The organism is Aeromonas sp. 600276 (assembly GCF_049175815.1).
GTDB lineage: Bacteria > Pseudomonadota > Gammaproteobacteria > Enterobacterales > Aeromonadaceae > Aeromonas > Aeromonas dhakensis.
Genome location: NZ_JAAKVU010000009.1, coordinates 108,848 through 127,191, shown reverse-complemented (window position 1 = coordinate 127,191; position 18,344 = coordinate 108,848). Strand labels below are relative to the sequence as shown.

15 protein-coding genes are annotated in these 18,344 nt (G+C 61.3%); 10 read left to right on the top strand and 5 right to left on the bottom strand.

The features are described 5' to 3' along the window. Positions 1 to 16: 16 nt before the first annotated feature. A complete protein-coding gene (gene dcuC, locus G5134_RS11180; RefSeq protein ID WP_005300187.1) occupies positions 17 to 1,369 on the bottom strand; it encodes an anaerobic C4-dicarboxylate transporter DcuC in 1,353 nt (450 codons plus the stop codon). Between the two features lie 335 nt (positions 1,370 to 1,704). Between dcuC and G5134_RS11175 the strand changes: the two genes are divergently transcribed. Continuing rightward, positions 1,705 to 2,304: a DUF922 domain-containing Zn-dependent protease gene (locus G5134_RS11175; RefSeq protein WP_197495610.1), complete on the top strand. Its 600-nt coding sequence runs from the start codon at positions 1,705 to 1,707 to the stop codon at positions 2,302 to 2,304. 87 nt (positions 2,305 to 2,391) lie between these two features. Here the strand turns inward: G5134_RS11175 and mnmC are convergent, their stop codons facing one another. Then, positions 2,392 to 4,404, bottom strand: a complete 2,013-nt coding sequence (gene mnmC, locus G5134_RS11170) for a bifunctional tRNA (5-methylaminomethyl-2-thiouridine)(34)-methyltransferase MnmD/FAD-dependent 5-carboxymethylaminomethyl-2-thiouridine(34) oxidoreductase MnmC (protein WP_197495609.1) — start codon at positions 4,402 to 4,404, stop codon at positions 2,392 to 2,394. Between the two features lie 90 nt (positions 4,405 to 4,494). Here mnmC and fabB point away from each other — a divergent pair, with 90 nt between their 5' ends. Beyond that, the gene (gene fabB / locus G5134_RS11165; RefSeq protein WP_421232016.1) at positions 4,495 to 5,706 is read left to right on the top strand and encodes a beta-ketoacyl-ACP synthase I; all 1,212 of its coding nucleotides are present in this window, start codon (positions 4,495 to 4,497) and stop codon (positions 5,704 to 5,706) included. A gap of 59 nt (positions 5,707 to 5,765) precedes the next feature. Here the strand turns inward: fabB and G5134_RS11160 are convergent, their stop codons facing one another. The 3 genes from G5134_RS11160 to G5134_RS11150 all read right to left on the bottom strand — a co-directional run bounded on the left by G5134_RS11160 (position 5,766) and on the right by G5134_RS11150 (position 8,079). Continuing rightward, entirely contained in the window at positions 5,766 to 6,260 is a 495-nt protein-coding gene (locus tag G5134_RS11160; RefSeq protein ID WP_005300196.1) for a GNAT family N-acetyltransferase, read from the bottom strand. Between the two features lie 112 nt (positions 6,261 to 6,372). Further along, positions 6,373 to 6,699: a DUF4377 domain-containing protein gene (locus G5134_RS11155; RefSeq protein ID WP_005300200.1), complete on the bottom strand. Its 327-nt coding sequence runs from the start codon at positions 6,697 to 6,699 to the stop codon at positions 6,373 to 6,375. A gap of 93 nt (positions 6,700 to 6,792) precedes the next feature. Then, complete coding sequence (locus G5134_RS11150) at positions 6,793 to 8,079, bottom strand: citrate synthase (RefSeq protein WP_005300205.1); 1,287 nt, start codon at positions 8,077 to 8,079, stop codon at positions 6,793 to 6,795. 424 nt (positions 8,080 to 8,503) lie between these two features. Between G5134_RS11150 and sdhC the strand changes: the two genes are divergently transcribed. The 8 genes from sdhC to sucD all read left to right on the top strand — a co-directional run bounded on the left by sdhC (position 8,504) and on the right by sucD (position 18,199). Further along, a complete protein-coding gene (gene sdhC / locus G5134_RS11145) occupies positions 8,504 to 8,893 on the top strand; it encodes a succinate dehydrogenase cytochrome b556 subunit (RefSeq protein ID WP_005300207.1) in 390 nt (129 codons plus the stop codon). Continuing rightward, positions 8,887 to 9,231: a succinate dehydrogenase, hydrophobic membrane anchor protein gene (gene sdhD, locus G5134_RS11140; RefSeq protein WP_005300209.1), complete on the top strand. Its 345-nt coding sequence runs from the start codon at positions 8,887 to 8,889 to the stop codon at positions 9,229 to 9,231. The genes sdhC and sdhD overlap by 7 nt, the downstream gene beginning before the upstream one ends. A 1-nt stretch (position 9,232) precedes the next feature. After that, positions 9,233 to 10,999 carry a succinate dehydrogenase flavoprotein subunit gene (sdhA, locus tag G5134_RS11135; protein WP_017779962.1) on the top strand — a complete coding sequence of 589 codons (1,767 nt, stop codon included), beginning with the start codon at positions 9,233 to 9,235 and terminating at the stop codon, positions 10,997 to 10,999. A gap of 17 nt (positions 11,000 to 11,016) precedes the next feature. After that, positions 11,017 to 11,733, top strand: coding sequence for a succinate dehydrogenase iron-sulfur subunit (locus G5134_RS11130; RefSeq protein ID WP_010634177.1), 717 nt, complete (start codon positions 11,017 to 11,019; stop codon positions 11,731 to 11,733). Between the two features lie 115 nt (positions 11,734 to 11,848). Continuing rightward, positions 11,849 to 14,659, top strand: a complete 2,811-nt coding sequence (gene sucA, locus G5134_RS11125; protein WP_026458850.1) for a 2-oxoglutarate dehydrogenase E1 component — start codon at positions 11,849 to 11,851, stop codon at positions 14,657 to 14,659. A gap of 90 nt (positions 14,660 to 14,749) precedes the next feature. Next, positions 14,750 to 15,937: a 2-oxoglutarate dehydrogenase complex dihydrolipoyllysine-residue succinyltransferase gene (odhB, locus tag G5134_RS11120; protein ID WP_005300217.1), complete on the top strand. Its 1,188-nt coding sequence runs from the start codon at positions 14,750 to 14,752 to the stop codon at positions 15,935 to 15,937. Positions 15,938 to 16,160: 223 nt separating this feature from the next. Continuing rightward, positions 16,161 to 17,327, top strand: a complete 1,167-nt coding sequence (sucC, locus tag G5134_RS11115; RefSeq protein ID WP_005300220.1) for an ADP-forming succinate--CoA ligase subunit beta — start codon at positions 16,161 to 16,163, stop codon at positions 17,325 to 17,327. Then, the gene (gene sucD, locus G5134_RS11110) at positions 17,327 to 18,199 is read left to right on the top strand and encodes a succinate--CoA ligase subunit alpha (protein WP_005300222.1); all 873 of its coding nucleotides are present in this window, start codon (positions 17,327 to 17,329) and stop codon (positions 18,197 to 18,199) included. Before sucC ends, sucD begins: the two co-directional genes overlap by 1 nt. Positions 18,200 to 18,344: the final 145 nt, after the last annotated feature.

Here is an 18,344-nt window from a genome sequence, read left to right as displayed (position 1 = left end):
GGGCGCCCCGGCACCTTTAGGCAGGCACCATGATCTGGGTGGCGAGGATCACCACCAGCAGGCCGACGGCCACCGGCAGCGAGGTACGTTTGACCACCTCGAACGGAGAGAGATTGCCCATCCCCGCACAGGCGACCACCACCCCGGAGACTGGCGAGATGGTGCGGCCCAGGTTGGAGGCCTGCAGCATGGGGATCACTAGGTAGGCCGGGTTGACGCCGAGGCTGGTGGCCAGATGAGGAATAAGCTCCACGAAGGCGTAGAAGGGGGCGTTGCCCGAACCCGTGGTAAAGGCAGCCAGGGTGGTGATGACCACAAGCACCAGCATGATGACGATGCCGCCGGTGCCAAAGCTCTGGGCCAGATCCAGTAGGTTGGCGATGAAGCCGAGCCCCATCAGCCCCTGGGCAAACACCCCGGCCCCCACCAGCAGCATCACCACGCCGGCGAAGGCATCGGCCATGCTGCGCCAGCACACCTGCAACCCGTCCAGCAGCTCTTTGCCGTTGCGCTTGCGTACCAGCTCCAGCAGGGCGGCCAGCACCAAGCAGATGACGATGATGGTGACGATGTCGAGCTTGGGCCCCAGTTTGCCGTCAAACAGCAGCACCCCGATGATGGGGGTGAAGGGCAGGATGGCGTAGAAGCCGGGCGCGTCGGTGATGAGATCGCTCGGGGCGACGGCGGCGTTGTGCTCACCGGCTTTCTGATCCAGATAGCGCTGCCAGAAGAAGTGGGTCACCGCCATGGCGGCGATGGCCACCAGCGAGATGGGCAGGGTCAGCTTGAAGGCAAACTCGATGAGCTCCATGTTGGCGGCCTGGGCGGCCATCACCACGTCCCCCGAGGTGGGGGCCAGGATAATGGCGGCCGGTGAGGCGCACACCGCTGCCGCAGCGCCGCGGGAGATCCCCATGTTGACCATCAGCGGGAACAGGGTAGCCATCAAGAGCACGCCCAGACCGGTGGCTGAGCTCACCGCCAGCGACATGGCGCAGGCCACCAGGTAGGCGGCCACCAGCAGGATGTAGGGGGACTTGATGACGCCGAGCGGCTTGCTCGCCAGCTTCACCAAAATGGTGTTGGCCCCGATGTGGCTCATGTAGCCAGCGAAGCCGCACAGCACCATGATCAGCATGCCAAGGCCGCCGCCCCGGTCTACCAGCAGGAAGCGCACGTATTCGAACACGTCGGTGGCCACGTGCCCGGTGGAGGTGACGCTGGCGGGCAGCACCGCCTTGCCCATCAGGGCGGTGATCGCCAGCAGCAGCAGGCCGCCGCTGAGCAGCACCCCGGTGGCCGAGTAGCCCTTGAAGATGTAGCGGCCCACGGCAAGGGTGACCAGGGTACCAATAAGGAGTTCCATCATAGAGTGAGTTCCTGAGTACGAATGGGAGTGGATGCATTATTGGCGTCAACTTGGAGGTTAATCTGGCCAATCCCGAAATGCATCGACATAAAACTCGGCGATTATTATCCAATAAGGGGTAACCCACCATGATGTAGCGCATCACTTGTGATCTCGCTTGCAAATCAATACGGGCGCGGGGTTGCGACTTGTCAAGCTGACACTTAGGCTTTGTGACGGGAGTAGGTGACAGTCGCGGGGATCGCGGTTAATCTCCTGCTTTGAATATTAATGCGTTGATTATTAATTAAAATAACAACCCCGCCAGCAACGAGGTCAAGGCAGCAGAGATGGGAATGGTCAGCAAACTTTTCATGGTGGCACTGATGTTGTTCGCCGCCACCGCAGGGGCCGAGAGTTCCCATTACACCGGCATCAAGGCGGTGCCTGACATCAAGGTAGACTTCCAGTTTTATCGGGTTTCCGGGCCGGATGTGGCGAGCCTGGCCCGCCAGATGACCAATGCGGGCACAGCCCGGGCCAATGGCCACATCGGCATGGCCAGCTATCAACTCTCCTGGCAGTTGCAGACCAGCCCCGGGGTGCAGCGCTGCGAGCTGGAGCAGGTCAAGGTCACCACCCGCATCAAGGTGATGGTGCCGAACTGGATGGACAAGGCCAAGGCCTCCGTCGCCGAGCGCCAGAAGTGGGACAAACTGGTGGCCGCCATGTTCGATTACGAGAGCCGCCACAAGGACATCTTGCTGGAGAGCGTGAGCCAGCTCGGCATCCAGCTGGCGCAGCTGCCGGTGGAGCGTGACTGCGCCGCCCTGCAGTATCAGGCCTGGCAGCACGGGCAGGGGGGGCTGGCCAGCTTGCGCGAGCGTTTTGCCCAGTTGCAGCAGCAGACCGACCATGGCCGCAAGCTGGGGCTCAACTGGCCTAAGGGTATCTGACGCCACATACCATCCATGAAAAACGGGCTCCCTTGGGGAGCCCGTTTTGTTGCGCCTTGCCGGGCACTTGAGCTGAGCATCTGAGGCTTACTGCAACGGCTTGCCCTTGAGCAGCTTGCGTACCCAGTAGCGGGCCGGATGGAGCGCCTCCAGCAGATCGGCGGCCAGCGGCAGCGGATCGCCGCAGATCTCGCTGGCGAGCAGCTCGCCGCAGAGGGGGGCCGAGCACAGACCCCGTGAGCCGAGCGCCCCCAGCACATAGAGACCGGGGTAGAGGGGCAATGGACTCTGCTGATCAACGGGCGCCTTCAGATTGTGATCCGCCAGCGCCGCCAATCTGGCGACCGGCCCCGCCACCGGCAGATGATCCCGGCTGGCACTGCGCACGCCGACCCGGGCCTGGTTGCCGCTCACGTCCACCTCGGCAGGCCAGCGCTGCTGCGGCAGGCAGGCCTGCAGGCGCGCCTGGTTCTGGGCCTGCTCCTCGGCGCGAAACGCGAGCTCGGTCTGGTTGCGGCCATAGCTGGCGCCGATGCAGTGTTGGCCTTCGTTGGCTGGGGTGAGGTAGCCGTCATAACAGAGCACGGTATTGAGCCGGCTCAGGCTGGCGGAGGTGGGCACATGACTCACCTGGCCGCGCACCGGATAGAGCGGCAACTCGGCAAAGGGGATGAGCGCCGGCAACTGGTGTCCGGCGGCCACCACCAGGGTGGGGCTCTGCCAGCGGCGACCGTCACAGCTTTCGACTTGCCAGCCACCCGCCTGTTCGGTCACGGTCGTGATCTGTGTATTGAAGAGTACCTCAAGCAGTCCGCCGGCCTGCGCCTCCTTGATGGCGGCGCGGGTGAGATCGGCCGGACAGAGCCAGCCCCCCAGCGGATAGCTGACGCCGCCGTGGCCGCAAGGCAGGCCGACCACCTGCTCGACCTCTGGCTCGGAAAGCACCTGCATCAGTTCGGGCGGGAAGGGGCCTTGCGCCATCTTGGTCAGCTTGGCGGCGGACTTGTCGTCATAACCGAGCTGGGTGACGCCACACAGGGAAAAGGCGATGGGGTGGCGCTCGGCCAAGGACAGCAGTCGGCTTCTGGCAAAGCCGAAGGCCAGCGAATAGAAGCGCGACAGGGCATCGTGCTCACCGTTGAGCAGCGGATAGAGCGCTCCCTGGCGATTGCCGGAGGCGCCGCCGGCCGGCTCGTCATCCTGGCACAAGAGGGTGACCTTGCGGCCCCGCTCCACCAGCGAGAGCGCCGTCATGGCCGAGGCGATGCCACCGCCGATGATCAGCACTTCTCCCGCCCGCCCGGCCGGACGGGCATAGCAGGGGGCTATGGTCTGCTGCGGCAGTTTGTCTGCGCGCTCGCCCGCCAGCATCTCCCGCTTGCTGCCGTGCCCTTTCACCTTCTGCATGGCAAAGCCGGCGGCAATCAGGCCGCGGCGCACGAAACCGGCACAGGTAAAGGTGGCGATGGTTGCCTGGGGGCGGGCGAGACGGGCCAGCCCGTCGAATAGATCCTGGGTCCACATCTCGGGGTTCTTGGCCGGCGAGAAGCCATCCAGATACCAGGCATCCACCAGCCCCGTTGCCGGGTGGGGCACCTGGGGCAGCATCTCCTTGATGTCGCCAAGCCAGAGATCGAGCCGGATGCGGCCGCCGGCAAAGATGAGGCGATGGCAGCCGCAGACCGGCAGCGGCCACTGGGCAATCAGATCCTGGCTCAGGTGGGCAAGCTCGGGCCAGGCCGCCAGCGCCTTGCGCAGATCGGCCTGGGTGAGCGGGTACTTTTCGAAACTGATGAAGTGCAGCCGGGAACCGTTGCCGGTTTGGGGCGCCTGTTCCAGAAAGGCGGCCATTGTCGCCAGAAAGTTAAGACCTGTGCCGAAACCTGTCTCACCTATCACGAAAATGTCACTATCGTGGTGCGAAAATCGCGCTGGCAGCCGATTTTGCTGCAAAAAGACGTAGCGGGTTTCACTTAGACCGTTATCATTGGAAAAGTACACATCCCCGAACTCACTGGAGACTGGAGTTCCCGCTTCATTCCAGTCCAATCGGGCATGATGTAAGGATGTTTGACTCACGTTTTCCTCGGCTCGCGTCACAAAATCGCGGGCATTCTACGTGAAAGCAGACCAGTTTGGCAGCCGAAAGCGGGTAGACTCGGTGCCAGTTTTTCCAGACGAGATGAATTAATGAGAAGAGCAGTGATCACCGGTATCGGCGTCATCTCCAGTATCGGCAACAACAAGGAAGAAGTGCTGGCCTCCCTGAAAGCAGGCAAATCTGGCATCACCTATTCCGAGCAGTTCGAGCAGCACAACCTGCGCAGCCGTGTCTGGGGTAACATCAAACTCGATCCGTCTGAACTGATCGACCGTAAAGTCATGCGTTTCATGGGTGACGCCGCGGCCTACGCCTACCTCTCCATGCAGCAGGCCATTGAAGATGCCGGTCTGGCGGAAGACCAGGTCTCCAACGAGCGTACCGGCCTGGTGGTCGGTTCGGGTGGTGCTTCCGGCAAGAACACCTCCGAGTCTGTGGACATCGCTCGCGAGAAAGGGGTCAAGCGTGTGGGTCCCTACATGGTGCCGCGCACCATGTCTTCCACCACCTCTGCCTGCCTGGCGACACCGTTCCAGATCAAGGGCGTGAACTACTCCATCAGCTCCGCCTGCGCGACCTCCGCTCACTGCATCGGTCACGCCATGGAGCTGATCCAGCTTGGCAAACAGGATGTGGTCTTCGCCGGTGGCGGTGAAGAGCTGGACTGGTCCTCTACCATCCAGTTTGACGCCATGGGCGCGCTGTCTACCAAATACAACGACACGCCGGAAAAGGCGTCCCGTACCTATGATGCGAACCGCGATGGTTTCGTCATCTCCGGTGGCGGCGGCATTCTTGTGATCGAAGAGCTGGAGCACGCGCTGGCTCGTGGTGCTCACATCTATGCCGAACTGACCGGCTACGGCGCCACTTCCGACGGTTACGACATGGTCGCCCCGAGCGGTGAAGGCGCGGTGCGCTGCATGAAGATGGCGATGCAAGGTGTTGGCAAGGTTGACTACATCAACACCCACGGCACCTCCACCCCGGTCGGTGATACCAAAGAGCTGGAAGCTATCCAGACCCTGTTTGGTGCCAACGGTCCCAAGATCTCTGCCACCAAGGCGATGACCGGCCATGCTCTGGGCGCCGCCGGCGTGCACGAGGCCGTCTACTCCCTGCTGATGATGGAACACGGCTTCATCGCCCCCAGCATCAACATCGAGAATCTGGACGAGAAAGCCGTGGGCCTGCCCATCGTGCGTGAATACGAAGCGGCCGACCTCAACACCGTCATGTCCAACAGCTTCGGCTTTGGCGGTACCAACGCCTCCCTGGTGTTCAGCAAGTACAAGGCTTGATGAGCCCGTCATGAGTTGCAAAAAAGGCGCCGCAAGGCGCCTTTTTTATTGGGTGTTCGTCAAGCCCGCGCCTGCAGCGGCAGTCGCATGTAGGTGGCGCCCTCGCCATATTCGGCCAGGGATTTCTGGGTGCTGGCAGGCTTGAACCCCTGCTTGCGCCAGAAGGCTGGCGCATCCTGTACCGCCACCAGACCGGCGTGCTCGAACCCTTCGTCGGTGGCAAACGCGAGGGCGGTGGCGAGCAGCCGCTGGCCGATCCCCTTGCCGCGAGCCTGTCTGGAGACGGCAAGATCGTGCAGATAGAACTCGTCGTTGCCGGCCAGGCGCTGCATGGACACGGAGAGGGGCGGTGGCTGGTGGGCGCGCCAGGGGTGGCAGAGCAGGTAACCCAGTACTTGGCCCTGATATTCGGCGACCCAGCAGCAGTCGGGCGCCAGTTCGGCCTTGTTGCTCATGACGTCGATGGGTTCAGGATCCAGCTGGTGATAACACTCGTCCTGAATGGCCATGATGGCGGGCCAGTCGTTGGCCCGGGTCGTGCGGATCTTGATCATAATGACAGGGCATGGCTGCCCGAAAACGCTGATTAAATAGTGAATGCGTCAGCCAGCCTACCAGAAGCGGGTCACCAACTGAACAGGCATCTTCAAATGATGCCTTTTTTGATCAGCGCGCCGCCTGTTTGCTGACGACCTTGATGAGCTGGTAGCGCAGGGAAGGGGCATCTGCCGGCACATCGGTGAGCTGCTCCTTGCTGACGCTCAGCTGGTAGCGGTAGCCGGGCTCAAACTGGAAGCCTTCGATCTGCTGATAAAACAGGGTCCAGGGCTGCTGCTCGTCGCTGCGCACCTGCATGCACTGCATGGGGCCGACACCGACGCAGTGCACCAGCTGACTGTTGACGTAGAGGGTCTCGCCGGCGGTCGGGGCAGGGGCGCTCTGGCAGGCGCTGAGCAGCAGGGCGGCGCCGGCGCTGATGAATAATGGTCTCATGATGGACTCCTTGGCTAAAAGGGGGGCATTAGAGCGGCAAATGAAAAGGCGGTCAATGACCGCCTTTGTAACAAAATATCCGAAACCCGTGACTCAACGCTGGTCGAGCGGGGTGAACTCGCGCTGCGGCTGACCGGTGTAGAGCTGGCGCGGACGGCCAATCTTCTGATCCGGATCCGAGTGCATTTCGTTCCAATGGGCAATCCAGCCGATGGTACGGGAGATGGCGAAGATCACGGTGAACATGGACATGGGGATGCCGATGGCCTTCATGATGATGCCAGAGTAGAAGTCCACGTTCGGGTAGAGCTTCTTCTCGATGAAGTAGGGGTCGGACAGCGCGATGCGCTCCAGCTCCATGGCCACGTCCAGCAGCGGATCCTTGATCTGCAGCTCGGTCAGTACCTCGTGACAGGTTTCGCGCATCACGGTGGCACGGGGGTCGTGGTTCTTGTAGACCCGGTGACCGAAGCCCATCAGACGGAACGGATCGTTCTTGTCCTTGGCCTTGGCGATGTACTCGGGGATGCGATCCACGGAGCCGATCTCCTCGAGCATCTTGAGGCAGGCTTCGTTGGCACCACCGTGGGCCGGTCCCCACAGGGAGGCGATCCCCGCAGCGATACAGGCAAACGGGTTGGCACCGGAAGAGCCGGCCAAACGCACGGTGGAGGTAGAGGCGTTCTGCTCGTGGTCCGCATGCAGGGTGAAGATGCGGTCCATGGCGCGTTCGACGATGGGGTTGACCTTGTACTCTTCGGTCGGCACGCCAAACATCATGTGCAGGAAGTTGCCGGCATAGGAGAGGGCGTTGCGCGGCTGCATGAACGGCTGACCGATGGAGTACTTGTAGCACATGGCGGCCAGGGTCGGCATCTTGGAGAGCAGACGGAAGGCGCAGATCTCGCGGTGCTCTTCGTTGTTGATGTCGAGGGCGTCGTGATAGAAGGCGGAAAGCGCGCTGACCACGCCGCACATGACGGCCATGGGGTGAGCGTCGCGGCGGAAGCCGCGGAAGAAGAAGGCGATCTGCTCATGCACCATGGTGTGGCGGGTGACCAGACGTTCGAATTCCGTGTATTGCGCCTTGGTGGGCGCCTCGCCGTACAGCAGGATGTAGCAGACTTCGAGGTAGCTGGCCTGAGTTGCCAACTGGGCGATGGGGTAACCGCGGTGCAGCAAGACACCCTGATCGCCATCTATGTAAGTGATGGATGATTTGCAAGAACCGGTGGCCATGAAACCGGGGTCGAAGGTGAAGTACCCTTGCGCGCCCAGCTTTCTGACATCGATCACGTCAGGTCCGACAGTTCCTGACAGGATCGGGAGTTCTACCGGGTCTTTGCCGGGCAGATGTAGGGTGGCTATCTTATCAGCCATAGCACGTCTCCTTTGCTCTTTTATAATTTGATTCCAGCTCTACTTTATTACGAGTTTGATGACGCTGGCAAAGGTTCTGACCCGTACCAGGGCGGCTGGAGCGCCTTATTTGAAACAGAGTTCAGGTCTGTTGTCAATTTTGCTGGATGATCATTAATGTTTTGTTAAATCAGTTGTGAGATCTGGTTTACGGTTTTGGGTTTTCTTTGTAGCTAATTGATTGTCATTGGTTAAGCCCGCCGATATACTGCGCCTCGTGGGTGATGGCTGTCGGTGTTTGAAACGCTTTCGCAAAGCCAGATGTGATATTGAAAATGTCGTTTTTGGCTTTCCCGAGTTGTTTTGGTAACAAAAACCTAACAAATGCCACTCCATGCCCTCATAAGCTTGAAAAAACAATAACTAACGTGCTCAATGGAGCTGAGTGGGCAAAGCCGTGAAAAATAAACAGAGACCTGTAAACCTCGACCTACAGACGATCAGCTTTCCTGTCACCGCCATCGCTTCCATCTTGCATCGTGTCTCAGGGGTCATCACCTTTGTGGCGCTCTCAATCTTGCTGTGGATGCTTGGTACTTCACTCGCCTCTCCCGAAGGATTTGAGACCGTGGTGTCCATCATGGACAACTTCCTGGTCAAATTCGTGCTGTGGGGGATCCTGACCGCGCTGGCTTACCACATTGTGGGCGGGCTGCGTCACCTGGTCATGGACATGGGCTATTGGGAAGAGCTGGAATCCGGTAATCAGAGTGCCCGTGTGGCCTTCGTGATCACTGCGATTTTGGCGGTATTGGCGGGGGTTCTGGTATGGTAACCAATTCTGCAACATTCGGGCGCAGCGGTGTTCACGATTACATCCTGATCCGCGCCACCGCCCTCATCATGACCTGTTATGTCCTCTATCTGGTGGGTTTCGTTGCGTGCAACGACATCACCTACGAGGTGTGGACCGGTTTCTTCGCGAAAACCTTCACCAAGGTGTTCACCCTGTTGGCGCTGCTGTGTGTGCTGATCCATGCCTGGATCGGTCTGTGGCAGGTGCTGACCGACTATATCAAGCCGGTCGGACTGCGCGGTGCGCTGCAGTTTGCACTGGTGGTGGTGCTGTTTGTCTATCTGATGACGGGTTTCGTCGTGCTGTGGGGTGTGTAAGGTGACTATTCCAACTCGTGAATTTGATGCGGTCGTGATCGGCGCCGGCGGTGCCGGCATGCGCGCCGCGCTGCAGATTGCCCAATCCGGCAAGAGCTGCGCACTGCTTTCCAAGGTTTTCCCGACTCGTTCCCACACGGTTTCCGCCCAGGGCGGCATCACGGTTGCGCTGGGCAACGCCCACGACGACAACTGGCAGTGGCACATGTATGACACCGTGAAAGGCTCTGATTACATCGGTGATCAGGAAGCCATCGAGTACATGTGCAAGACCGGCCCCGAGGCCGTCTATGAGCTGGAGAACATGGGTCTGCCCTTCTCCCGCTTCGACAACGGCCGCGTCTACCAGCGTCCGTTTGGCGGTCAGTCCAAGAACTTCGGTGGCGAGCAGGCTGCCCGTACCGCGGCGGCTGCCGACCGTACCGGCCACGCCCTGCTGCACACCCTGTACCAACAAAACGTCAAGAACAAGACCACTGTCTTCTCTGAGTGGTATGCGCTGGATCTGGTGAAGAACCAGGACGGCCACATCGTCGGCTGTACCGCCATCGACATGGAGAGCGGTGAAGTCGTCTACTTCAAGGCCAAGGCCACCGTGCTCGCCACTGGCGGCGCCGGTCGCATCTACCAGTCCACCACCAACGCCCACATCAACACCGGTGACGGTGTCGGCATGGCGCTGCGTGCCGGGGTCGGCGTGCAAGACATGGAGTTCTGGCAGTTCCACCCCACCGGCATCGCCGGGGCAGGGGTACTGGTGACCGAAGGTTGCCGCGGTGAAGGCGGCTACCTGCTGAACAAAGACGGCGAGCGCTTCATGGAGCGTTATGCGCCGAACGCCAAGGATCTGGCCGGTCGCGACGTGGTGGCCCGTTCCATCATGATCGAGATCCGCGAAGGCCGTGGCTGCGACGGTCCCTGGGGCCCGCACATCAAGCTCAAGCTGGATCACCTCGGCAAAGAGGTACTGGAATCCCGTCTGCCGGGCATCTGCGAACTGTCTCGCACCTTCGCCCACGTGGATCCGGTCAAGGAACCCATCCCCATTATCCCGACCTGCCACTACATGATGGGCGGCGTGCCGACCAGCGTGAACGGCCAGTGCCTGACCCAAGACAAGGACGGCAACGACGTGCCGGTGGTCGGTCTGTTCGCGGTGGGCGAGATCGCCTGTGTCTCCGTGCACGGCGCCAACCGTCTGGGCGGCAACTCCCTGCTGGATCTGGTGGTGTTCGGTCGTGCCGCCGGCATGCACCTGGTGGAGACCCTGGGCTCGATGGAGCACGGCGTGGAAGCCACCGAAGCCGACATCGCCAAGGCGCTCGAGCGCCTCAACCGCTGGGAAAGCAACCGTAACGGTGAAGACCCGGCCCAGATCCGCAAGGATCTGCAGCGCTGCATGCAGAACAACTTCTCCGTGTTCCGCGAAGGGGATGCCATGGCGGAAGGGCTGGCCGAGCTGAAACTCATCCGCGAGCGCCTCAAGAACGCCCGTCTGGACGACACCTCCAGGGAGTTCAACACCCAGCGCATCGAGTGCCTGGAGCTGGACAACCTGATGGAGACCGCCTATGCCACCGCGGTGGCCGCCAACTTCCGTACCGAGAGCCGGGGCGCCCACAGCCGCTTCGATTTCCCGGAGCGTGACGATGAGAGCTGGCTGTGCCACAGCCTCTATCATCCGGACACCGAGTCCATGACCCGTCGCGCTGTCAACATGTCACCCAAGACCCGTGAGGCGTTCCCGCCCAAGGTCCGGACTTACTGATTGCGGAGCCAAGCACAATGAACGTCACATTCTCTGTCTACAGATACAATCCGGATGTTGATAACGTCCCCCATATGAAGGAATATCGTCTTGATATTCCTGAAGGTTCCGACATGATGGTGCTCGACGCACTGATCCAGCTCAAGGAGCTGGATCCCACGCTCGCCTTCCGCCGCTCCTGCCGCGAAGGGGTCTGTGGATCTGACGGTCTCAACATGAATGGCAAGAACGGTCTTGCCTGCATCACCCCGCTCTCCGATCTGCTGAAGAAGGGCAATAACGTCGTTATCCGCCCCTTGCCAGGCCTGCCGGTGATCCGCGATCTGGTGATCGACATGACCCAGTTCTACACCCAGTGGGAGAAGGTCAAACCCTTCCTCATCAACGACGAAAAATTGCCGCCCGTGCGTGAGCACCTGCAATCCCCCGAAGAGCGCGCCAAGCTGGATGGCCTGTACGAGTGCATACTCTGTGCCTGCTGCTCCACCTCTTGCCCCTCCTTCTGGTGGAACCCGGACAAGTTCATCGGCCCGGCCGGGCTGCTCGCCGCCTATCGCTGGCTGGCGGACAGCCGCGACACCGCCGCGACCGAGCGACTGGGGAATCTGGATGACGCCTTCAGCGTGTTCCGTTGCCACGGCATCATGAACTGCGTGAACGTCTGTCCCAAGGGATTGAACCCGACCAAGGCCATCGGCCACATCAAGTCGATGCTGCTCAACCGGGCTGTTTGATATCAGGGCCAGGGCGTCACGCGCCAGGCCCGACCTCTGGATAGCCATCCAGCCTGGATGGCTATTTGACCCCTACAAGCTGCGCTGCAGTGAACAAGATGTACAAGGGATAGAAATGCATAACGGCGTGATGAAGGCCTGGTTGGAGTCATCTCACCTGGCTGGTGCGAATGCAAGCTATATCGAGGATTTGTACGAATCCTTCCTGGAAGACCCCGAATCCGTAGCCGAAGAGTGGCGCAGCCTGTTTAGCTCGCTGCCCCAGGTCAATGGCCATGCGATAGAACAACCCCATTCCCGGGTCCGCGATTATTTCCGTCGCCTGGCCAAGGAGCCCTCCCGTTACAGTGCCCCCGTCTCCGATCCGCAAGTGGATGCCAAGCAGGTGCGGGTACTGCAGCTGATCAACGCCTTCCGCTTCCGCGGCCATCAAAACGCCAATCTGGATCCGCTCGGCCTGTGGGCGCGTGAAACCGTTGCCGAACTGGACCCTGCGTTTCACAACCTGCAAGGCGCGGACATGGAGGCCACCTTCAACGTGGGCTCCTACGCCATCGGTCGCGAGACCATGGTGCTCTCCGATCTGTATGCCTCGCTGAAGAAAACCTACTGCGGCAGCATAGGCGCCGACTACATGCACCTCACCTCCACCGAGGAGAAGCGCTGGCTGCAAGACAGGCTCGAATCCATCGAAGGGAAGGGGACCTATACCCTCGAAGAGAAGACCCGTTTCCTCGAGAGCCTGACTGCCGCCGAAGGGCTGGAAAAATACCTGGGTGCCAAGTTCCCGGGGGCCAAGCGTTTCTCCCTGGAAGGGGGCGATGCCATGGTACCTATGCTCAAAGAATTGATCCGTCGCGCCGGTGAGCAGGGCTGCAAAGAGGCCGTCATCGGCATGGCCCACCGCGGTCGCCTCAACGTGCTGATCAACGTGCTGGGCAAGCGCGCCCAGGACCTGTTCGACGAGTTTGCCGGCAAGCACGGCGAATCTTGGGGCACGGGTGACGTGAAGTACCACATGGGCTTCTCGTCCGACTTCGCCACTCCGGGCGGCAACGTCCACCTGGCGCTCGCCTTCAACCCGTCTCACCTCGAGATCGTCAACCCCGTGGTCATCGGCTCCGTGCGTGCCCGCATGGACCGCCGCGGTGACAAGGACGGCTCGACCGTGCTGCCCATCACCATCCACGGTGACTCGGCCATGGCCGGTCAGGGCGTGGTGGCCGAGACCTTCAACATGTCCCAGACCCGTGCCTACGGCGTCGGCGGGACGGTGCGCATCGTCATCAACAACCAGGTGGGCTTCACCACCTCCTATATTCGTGACCTGCGCTCCACCGAATATTGCACCGACATCGCCAAGGCGGTGCAGGCTCCCGTATTGCACGTCAACGGTGATGATCCGGAAGCCGTGGTGCTGGTGACCCAGATTGCCTTGGATTATCGCAACACCTTCAAGCGCGACGTGGTGATTGAGCTGGTCTGCTACCGTCGTCACGGCCACAATGAGGCCGATGAGCCGAGTGCCACCCAGCCGCTGATGTACCAGAAGATCAAACAGCACCCGACCCCGCGCAAGATCTACGCCGATCAGCTGGTGGCGGATGGTGTCATCAGCCAGGAGCTGGCTACCACGCTGGTCAACGAGTATCGCGACACTCTGGATCGCGGTGAGCGGGTGAGCAAGGAGTGGCGTCCGATGGAGCTGCACTCCGTCGACTGGACCCCTTACCTGGGCCACGACTGGGCCATGCCCTATGACAGCACTGTGCCGATGGATCACCTGAAGGCCCTCGGCGAGCGGGTGAGCCAGTATCCGGCCACCCATGTGCTGCAGCGCCAGGTCGAGAAGATCTACGAAGACCGCCGCCTGATGGCCGCCGGCGAGAAGCTGGTGGACTGGGGCTTTGCCGAGACCCTGGCCTACGCCACCCTGGTGGACAAGGGTTCCCGCATCCGCTTCACCGGGGAAGACTCCGGCCGCGGCACCTTCTTCCACCGCCACGCTGTGCTGCACAACCAGACCGATGCCAGCACCTACACCCCGCTGTGCAACCTGCACGACGAGCAAGGTCCGTTCGAGGTGTACGACTCCGTGCTGACCGAGAACGCGGTACTGGCGTTTGAATATGGCTACGCCAGCGCCGAACCGGCCGGCCTCACCATCTGGGAAGCCCAGTTCGGTGACTTCGCCAACTGCGCCCAGGTGGTGGTGGATCAGTTCCTCTCCTCCGGCGAGCAGAAGTGGGGCCGGATGTGCGGCCTGACCATGCTGCTGCCGCACGGTTACGAGGGGCAGGGTCCGGAGCACTCCTCCGCCCGTCTGGAGCGCTATCTGCAGATGTGCGCCCAGCACAACATGCAGGTGTGCGTGCCGTCCAACCCGGCCCAGGTATTCCACATGCTGCGCCGTCAGGTAGTGCGCCCGATGCGCCGTCCGCTCATCGTGATGACGCCCAAATCCCTGCTGCGCCACCCGCTGGCGGTGAGCAAGCTCGAAGAGCTGGCCGAAGGCACCTTCCAGAACGCCATCGGCGAGATCGATGCGCTGGATCCGAAGGGCGTCAAGCGCGTGGTGTTCTGCTCCGGCAAGGTCTACTACGACCTGCTCGATGCCCGTCGCAAGGCCGAGCAGCAAGACGTGGCTCTGGTGCGGATCGAGCAGCTCTACCCCTTCCCGGAAGAGGAAGTGCGCGCCATCCTGGCTGACTATGCTCACGTCACCGATTTTGTCTGGTGTCAGGAAGAGCCGCAGAACCAGGGCGCCTGGTACTGCACCCGTCATCACTACGACAGCGTGCTGCCAAGCCATGCCCGTCTGCGTTATGCCGGTCGCCCGGCCTCGGCCTCGCCGGCCGTCGGTTACATGTCCGTCCACGCCAAGCAGCAAAAAGCCCTGGTGGAAGACGCACTTACCCTGGAATAACGAGTTGTGAAGGAGAGGGCGCTCCCCGGGAGCGTCCTCTTCGACCAAGAACAAGCCCGCTGGCCAAGAAGTAAACAAGGAACTGATTAGATGACTATCGAGATCAAAGTACCGGACCTGCCGGAATCAGTGGCGGATGCCACCATCGCGACCTGGCACAAGAAGCCGGGTGATCTGGTTGCCCGTGACGAAGTGCTGGTTGACATCGAGACCGACAAGGTCGTGCTGGAAGTGCCGGCGCCGGAAGCTGGCGTGCTGGGGGACATCCTGCAAAGCGAAGGGGCCACCGTGCTCTCCCGCCAGCTGATCGCCATGCTCAAACCGGCCCCGGTGGCCGGTGAAGAGACCAAGGAGAAGCCGGTGGAAGCGGTAGCCGATGACGCCGCCGATGGCCTGAGCCCCTCCGTGCGCCGCCTGGTGGCCGAGCACGACATCGACGTTGCCAAGCTGACCGGTACCGGCAAGGGCGGTCGCGTCACCAAGGAAGACGTGGAAGCCTTCATCAAGGGTGGCAACAAGCCTGCCGCCGCGCCGGTTGCCGCTGCAGCCCCGGCTGCACCGGTCGCCCCGCTGGCCGGTCGCACTGAAAAACGCGTGCCCATGACCCGTCTGCGCAAGCGTATCGCCGAGCGTCTGCTGGAGGCCAAGAACACCACCGCCATGCTGACCACCTTCAACGAGATCAACATGGCGCCCATCATGAAGCTGCGCAAGCAGTACGGCGAGATCTTCGAGAAGAAGCACGGCATCAAGCTCGGTTTCATGTCCTTCTACGTGAAGGCGGTAGTGGAATCCCTCAAGCGCTACCCGGAAGTGAATGCGGCGCTGGACGGTGACGACATCGTCTACCACAACTACTTCGACGTCAGCATCGCCGTCTCCACCCCCCGTGGTCTGGTGACTCCGGTGCTGCGTGACTGCGACAGCATGAGCCTGGCCGACATCGAGAAGGCCATCAAGGATCTGGCCGGCAAGGGCCGTGACGGCAAGCTGACCGTGGACGAACTGACCGGCGGCAACTTCACCATCACCAACGGTGGCGTGTTCGGCTCCCTGATGTCCACCCCGATCATCAACCCGCCCCAGAGCGCCATTCTGGGCATGCACAAGATCCAGGACCGCCCCATGGCCGTCGACGGCAAGGTCGAGATCCTGCCGATGATGTACCTGGCGCTCTCCTACGATCACCGCATCATCGACGGCCGCGAGTCGGTGGGCTTCCTGGTCTCCATCAAGGAGCTGCTGGAAGATCCGACCCGTCTGCTGCTGGACGTCTAAAGAAATCGGCCGGATCGACAAGCCCTCGGGCTTGATGGTCCGCGCCACAAGCTTGCCGCCGGGTCTGTCGCCCGGCGGCAAGCGGGGGCCCTTGCGGCCCTGACGGAACGTCTGAGTGAAAGTGAAATTAGAAAGATAACGAGGGGCCACCCTGGCCTCTTTCACAGGGGATTGAGAAACACGAGCCCCGGACGGAAATACCTACAACACGGATAGAGCATCTATGAATCTGCATGAATATCAGGCAAAACAGCTGTTTGCCGAGTATGGCCTGCCGGTCTCCGAAGGTTATGCCTGTGCCACCCCGCAGGAAGCGGCCGAAGCGGCCGACAAGATTGGCGGCAACACCTGGGTCGTCAAGTGCCAGGTCCACGCCGGTGGCCGCGGTAAAGCGGGCGGCGTCAAGCTGGCCAAGAGCAAGGACGAGATCCGTGCCTTCGCCCAGAACTGGCTCGGCAAGAACCTGGTGACCTATCAGACTGACGCCAACGGTCAGCCGGTCACCAAGATCCTGGTGGAATCTTGCACCGACATCGCCAAGGAGCTCTACCTGGGCGCCGTGGTTGACCGTGGCAGCCGTCGCGTGGTCTTCATGGCCTCTACCGAAGGTGGCGTGGAGATCGAGAAAGTCGCCCACGAAACCCCGGAACTCATTCACAAAGCCGCCATCGATCCGCTGGTAGGCCCGCAGCCTTATCAAGCCCGCGAGCTGGCCTTCAAACTGGGTCTGGTCGGCGATCAGATCAAGCAGTTCACCAAGATCTTCATGGGTCTGGGCCAGATGTTCCTGGACTGCGACTTCGCCCTGCTGGAGATCAACCCGCTGGTCATCACCGACAAGGGCAACCTGCACTGCCTGGATGGCAAGATCAACATCGACGCCAACGCCCTGTACCGCCAGCCGAAGCTGCGCGAGATGCATGACCCGTCCCAGGATGACCCCCGTGAAGCGCACGCCGCCCAGTGGGAGCTGAACTATGTGGCCCTCGATGGCAACATCGGCTGCATGGTCAACGGCGCGGGTCTGGCCATGGGCACCATGGACATCGTCAACCTGCACGGCGGCTCACCGGCCAACTTCCTGGACGTCGGCGGCGGCGCCACCAAGGAGCGCGTGACCGAGGCGTTCAAGATCATCCTCTCCGACAGCAAGGTACAAGCCGTGCTGGTCAACATCTTCGGTGGCATCGTGCGCTGCGACATGATCGCGGAAGGCATCATCGGCGCCGTCAAGGAAGTGGGGGTGAAAGTGCCCGTGGTGGTGCGTCTGGAAGGCAACAACGCCGAACTGGGTGCCCGTAAACTGGCCGACAGCGGCCTCAATATCATCGCCGCAACGAGTCTGACTGACGCAGCTCAGCAAGTGGTAAAAGCAGCGGAGGCCAAATAATGAGCGTTCTGATCAACAAAGACACCAAGGTGATCTGCCAGGGCTTTACCGGCGGTCAGGGCACTTTCCACTCCGAACAGGCCATTGCCTACGGTACCCAGATGGTCGGCGGCGTCTCCCCGGGCAAAGGCGGCACCACTCACCTGGGCCTGCCAGTGTTCAACACCGTCCGTGACGCCGTGGAAGCCACTGGCGCCACCGCCTCCGTCATCTATGTACCGGCCCCGTTCTGCAAGGACGCCATCCTGGAAGCCATCGATGCCGGCATCAAGCTCATCGTCACCATCACCGAAGGCATCCCGACCCTGGACATGCTGGACGTCAAGGTGAAGCTGCAAGAGACCGGTGTGCGCATGATCGGCCCCAACTGCCCGGGCGTCATCACCCCGGGTGAGTGCAAGATCGGCATCATGCCTGGCCACATCCACAAGCCGGGCAAGGTGGGCATCGTCTCCCGCTCCGGCACCCTGACCTATGAAGCGGTCAAGCAGACCACGGACGAGGGCTTCGGCCAGTCCACCTGCGTCGGTATCGGTGGCGACCCCATCCCGGGTTCCAACTTCATCGACATCCTCGAGATGTTCCAGAATGACCCGCAGACCGAAGCCATCGTGATGATCGGCGAGATCGGCGGCAACGCCGAGGAAGACGCGGCGGCCTACATCAAGGCCCACGTCACCAAGCCGGTGGTCTCCTACATCGCGGGTGTCACCGCCCCGGCTGGCAAGCGCATGGGTCATGCGGGCGCCATCATCGCCGGTGGTAAAGGCACCGCGGCCGAGAAATTTGCCGCCCTGGAAGATGCTGGCGTGAAAACTGTGCGCTCCCTGGCCGATATCGGCAAAGCCCTGCGTGAAGTGACCGGCTGGTAAGTTAGCCTGTTATCTCTGATAAAAAAGCCGCCCAATGGGCGGCTTTTTTCATTAAAAAGTTTTATAACCACCTAGCTGCAGCCAATCATCTTGGCTTGATTCAAGTCAAGCATCAATGCAAGATTGATGATATCAGATCAGAATT

Coding starts and splice junctions, on each gene's coding strand:
- dcuC (WP_005300187.1), bottom strand. CDS start 1,369: ATGATGGAACTCCTTATTGGTACCCTGGTCACCCTTGCCGTGGGCCGC.
- G5134_RS11175 (WP_197495610.1), top strand. CDS start 1,705: ATGGTCAGCAAACTTTTCATGGTGGCACTGATGTTGTTCGCCGCCACC.
- fabB (WP_421232016.1), top strand. CDS start 4,495: ATGAGAAGAGCAGTGATCACCGGTATCGGCGTCATCTCCAGTATCGGC.
- G5134_RS11160 (WP_005300196.1), bottom strand. CDS start 6,260: ATGATCAAGATCCGCACGACCCGGGCCAACGACTGGCCCGCCATCATG.
- G5134_RS11155 (WP_005300200.1), bottom strand. CDS start 6,699: ATGAGACCATTATTCATCAGCGCCGGCGCCGCCCTGCTGCTCAGCGCC.
- G5134_RS11150 (WP_005300205.1), bottom strand. CDS start 8,079: ATGGCTGATAAGATAGCCACCCTACATCTGCCCGGCAAAGACCCGGTA.
- sdhD (WP_005300209.1), top strand. CDS start 8,887: ATGGTAACCAATTCTGCAACATTCGGGCGCAGCGGTGTTCACGATTAC.
- G5134_RS11130 (WP_010634177.1), top strand. CDS start 11,017: ATGAACGTCACATTCTCTGTCTACAGATACAATCCGGATGTTGATAAC.
- sucA (WP_026458850.1), top strand. CDS start 11,849: ATGCATAACGGCGTGATGAAGGCCTGGTTGGAGTCATCTCACCTGGCT.
- odhB (WP_005300217.1), top strand. CDS start 14,750: ATGACTATCGAGATCAAAGTACCGGACCTGCCGGAATCAGTGGCGGAT.
- sucC (WP_005300220.1), top strand. CDS start 16,161: ATGAATCTGCATGAATATCAGGCAAAACAGCTGTTTGCCGAGTATGGC.
- sucD (WP_005300222.1), top strand. CDS start 17,327: ATGAGCGTTCTGATCAACAAAGACACCAAGGTGATCTGCCAGGGCTTT.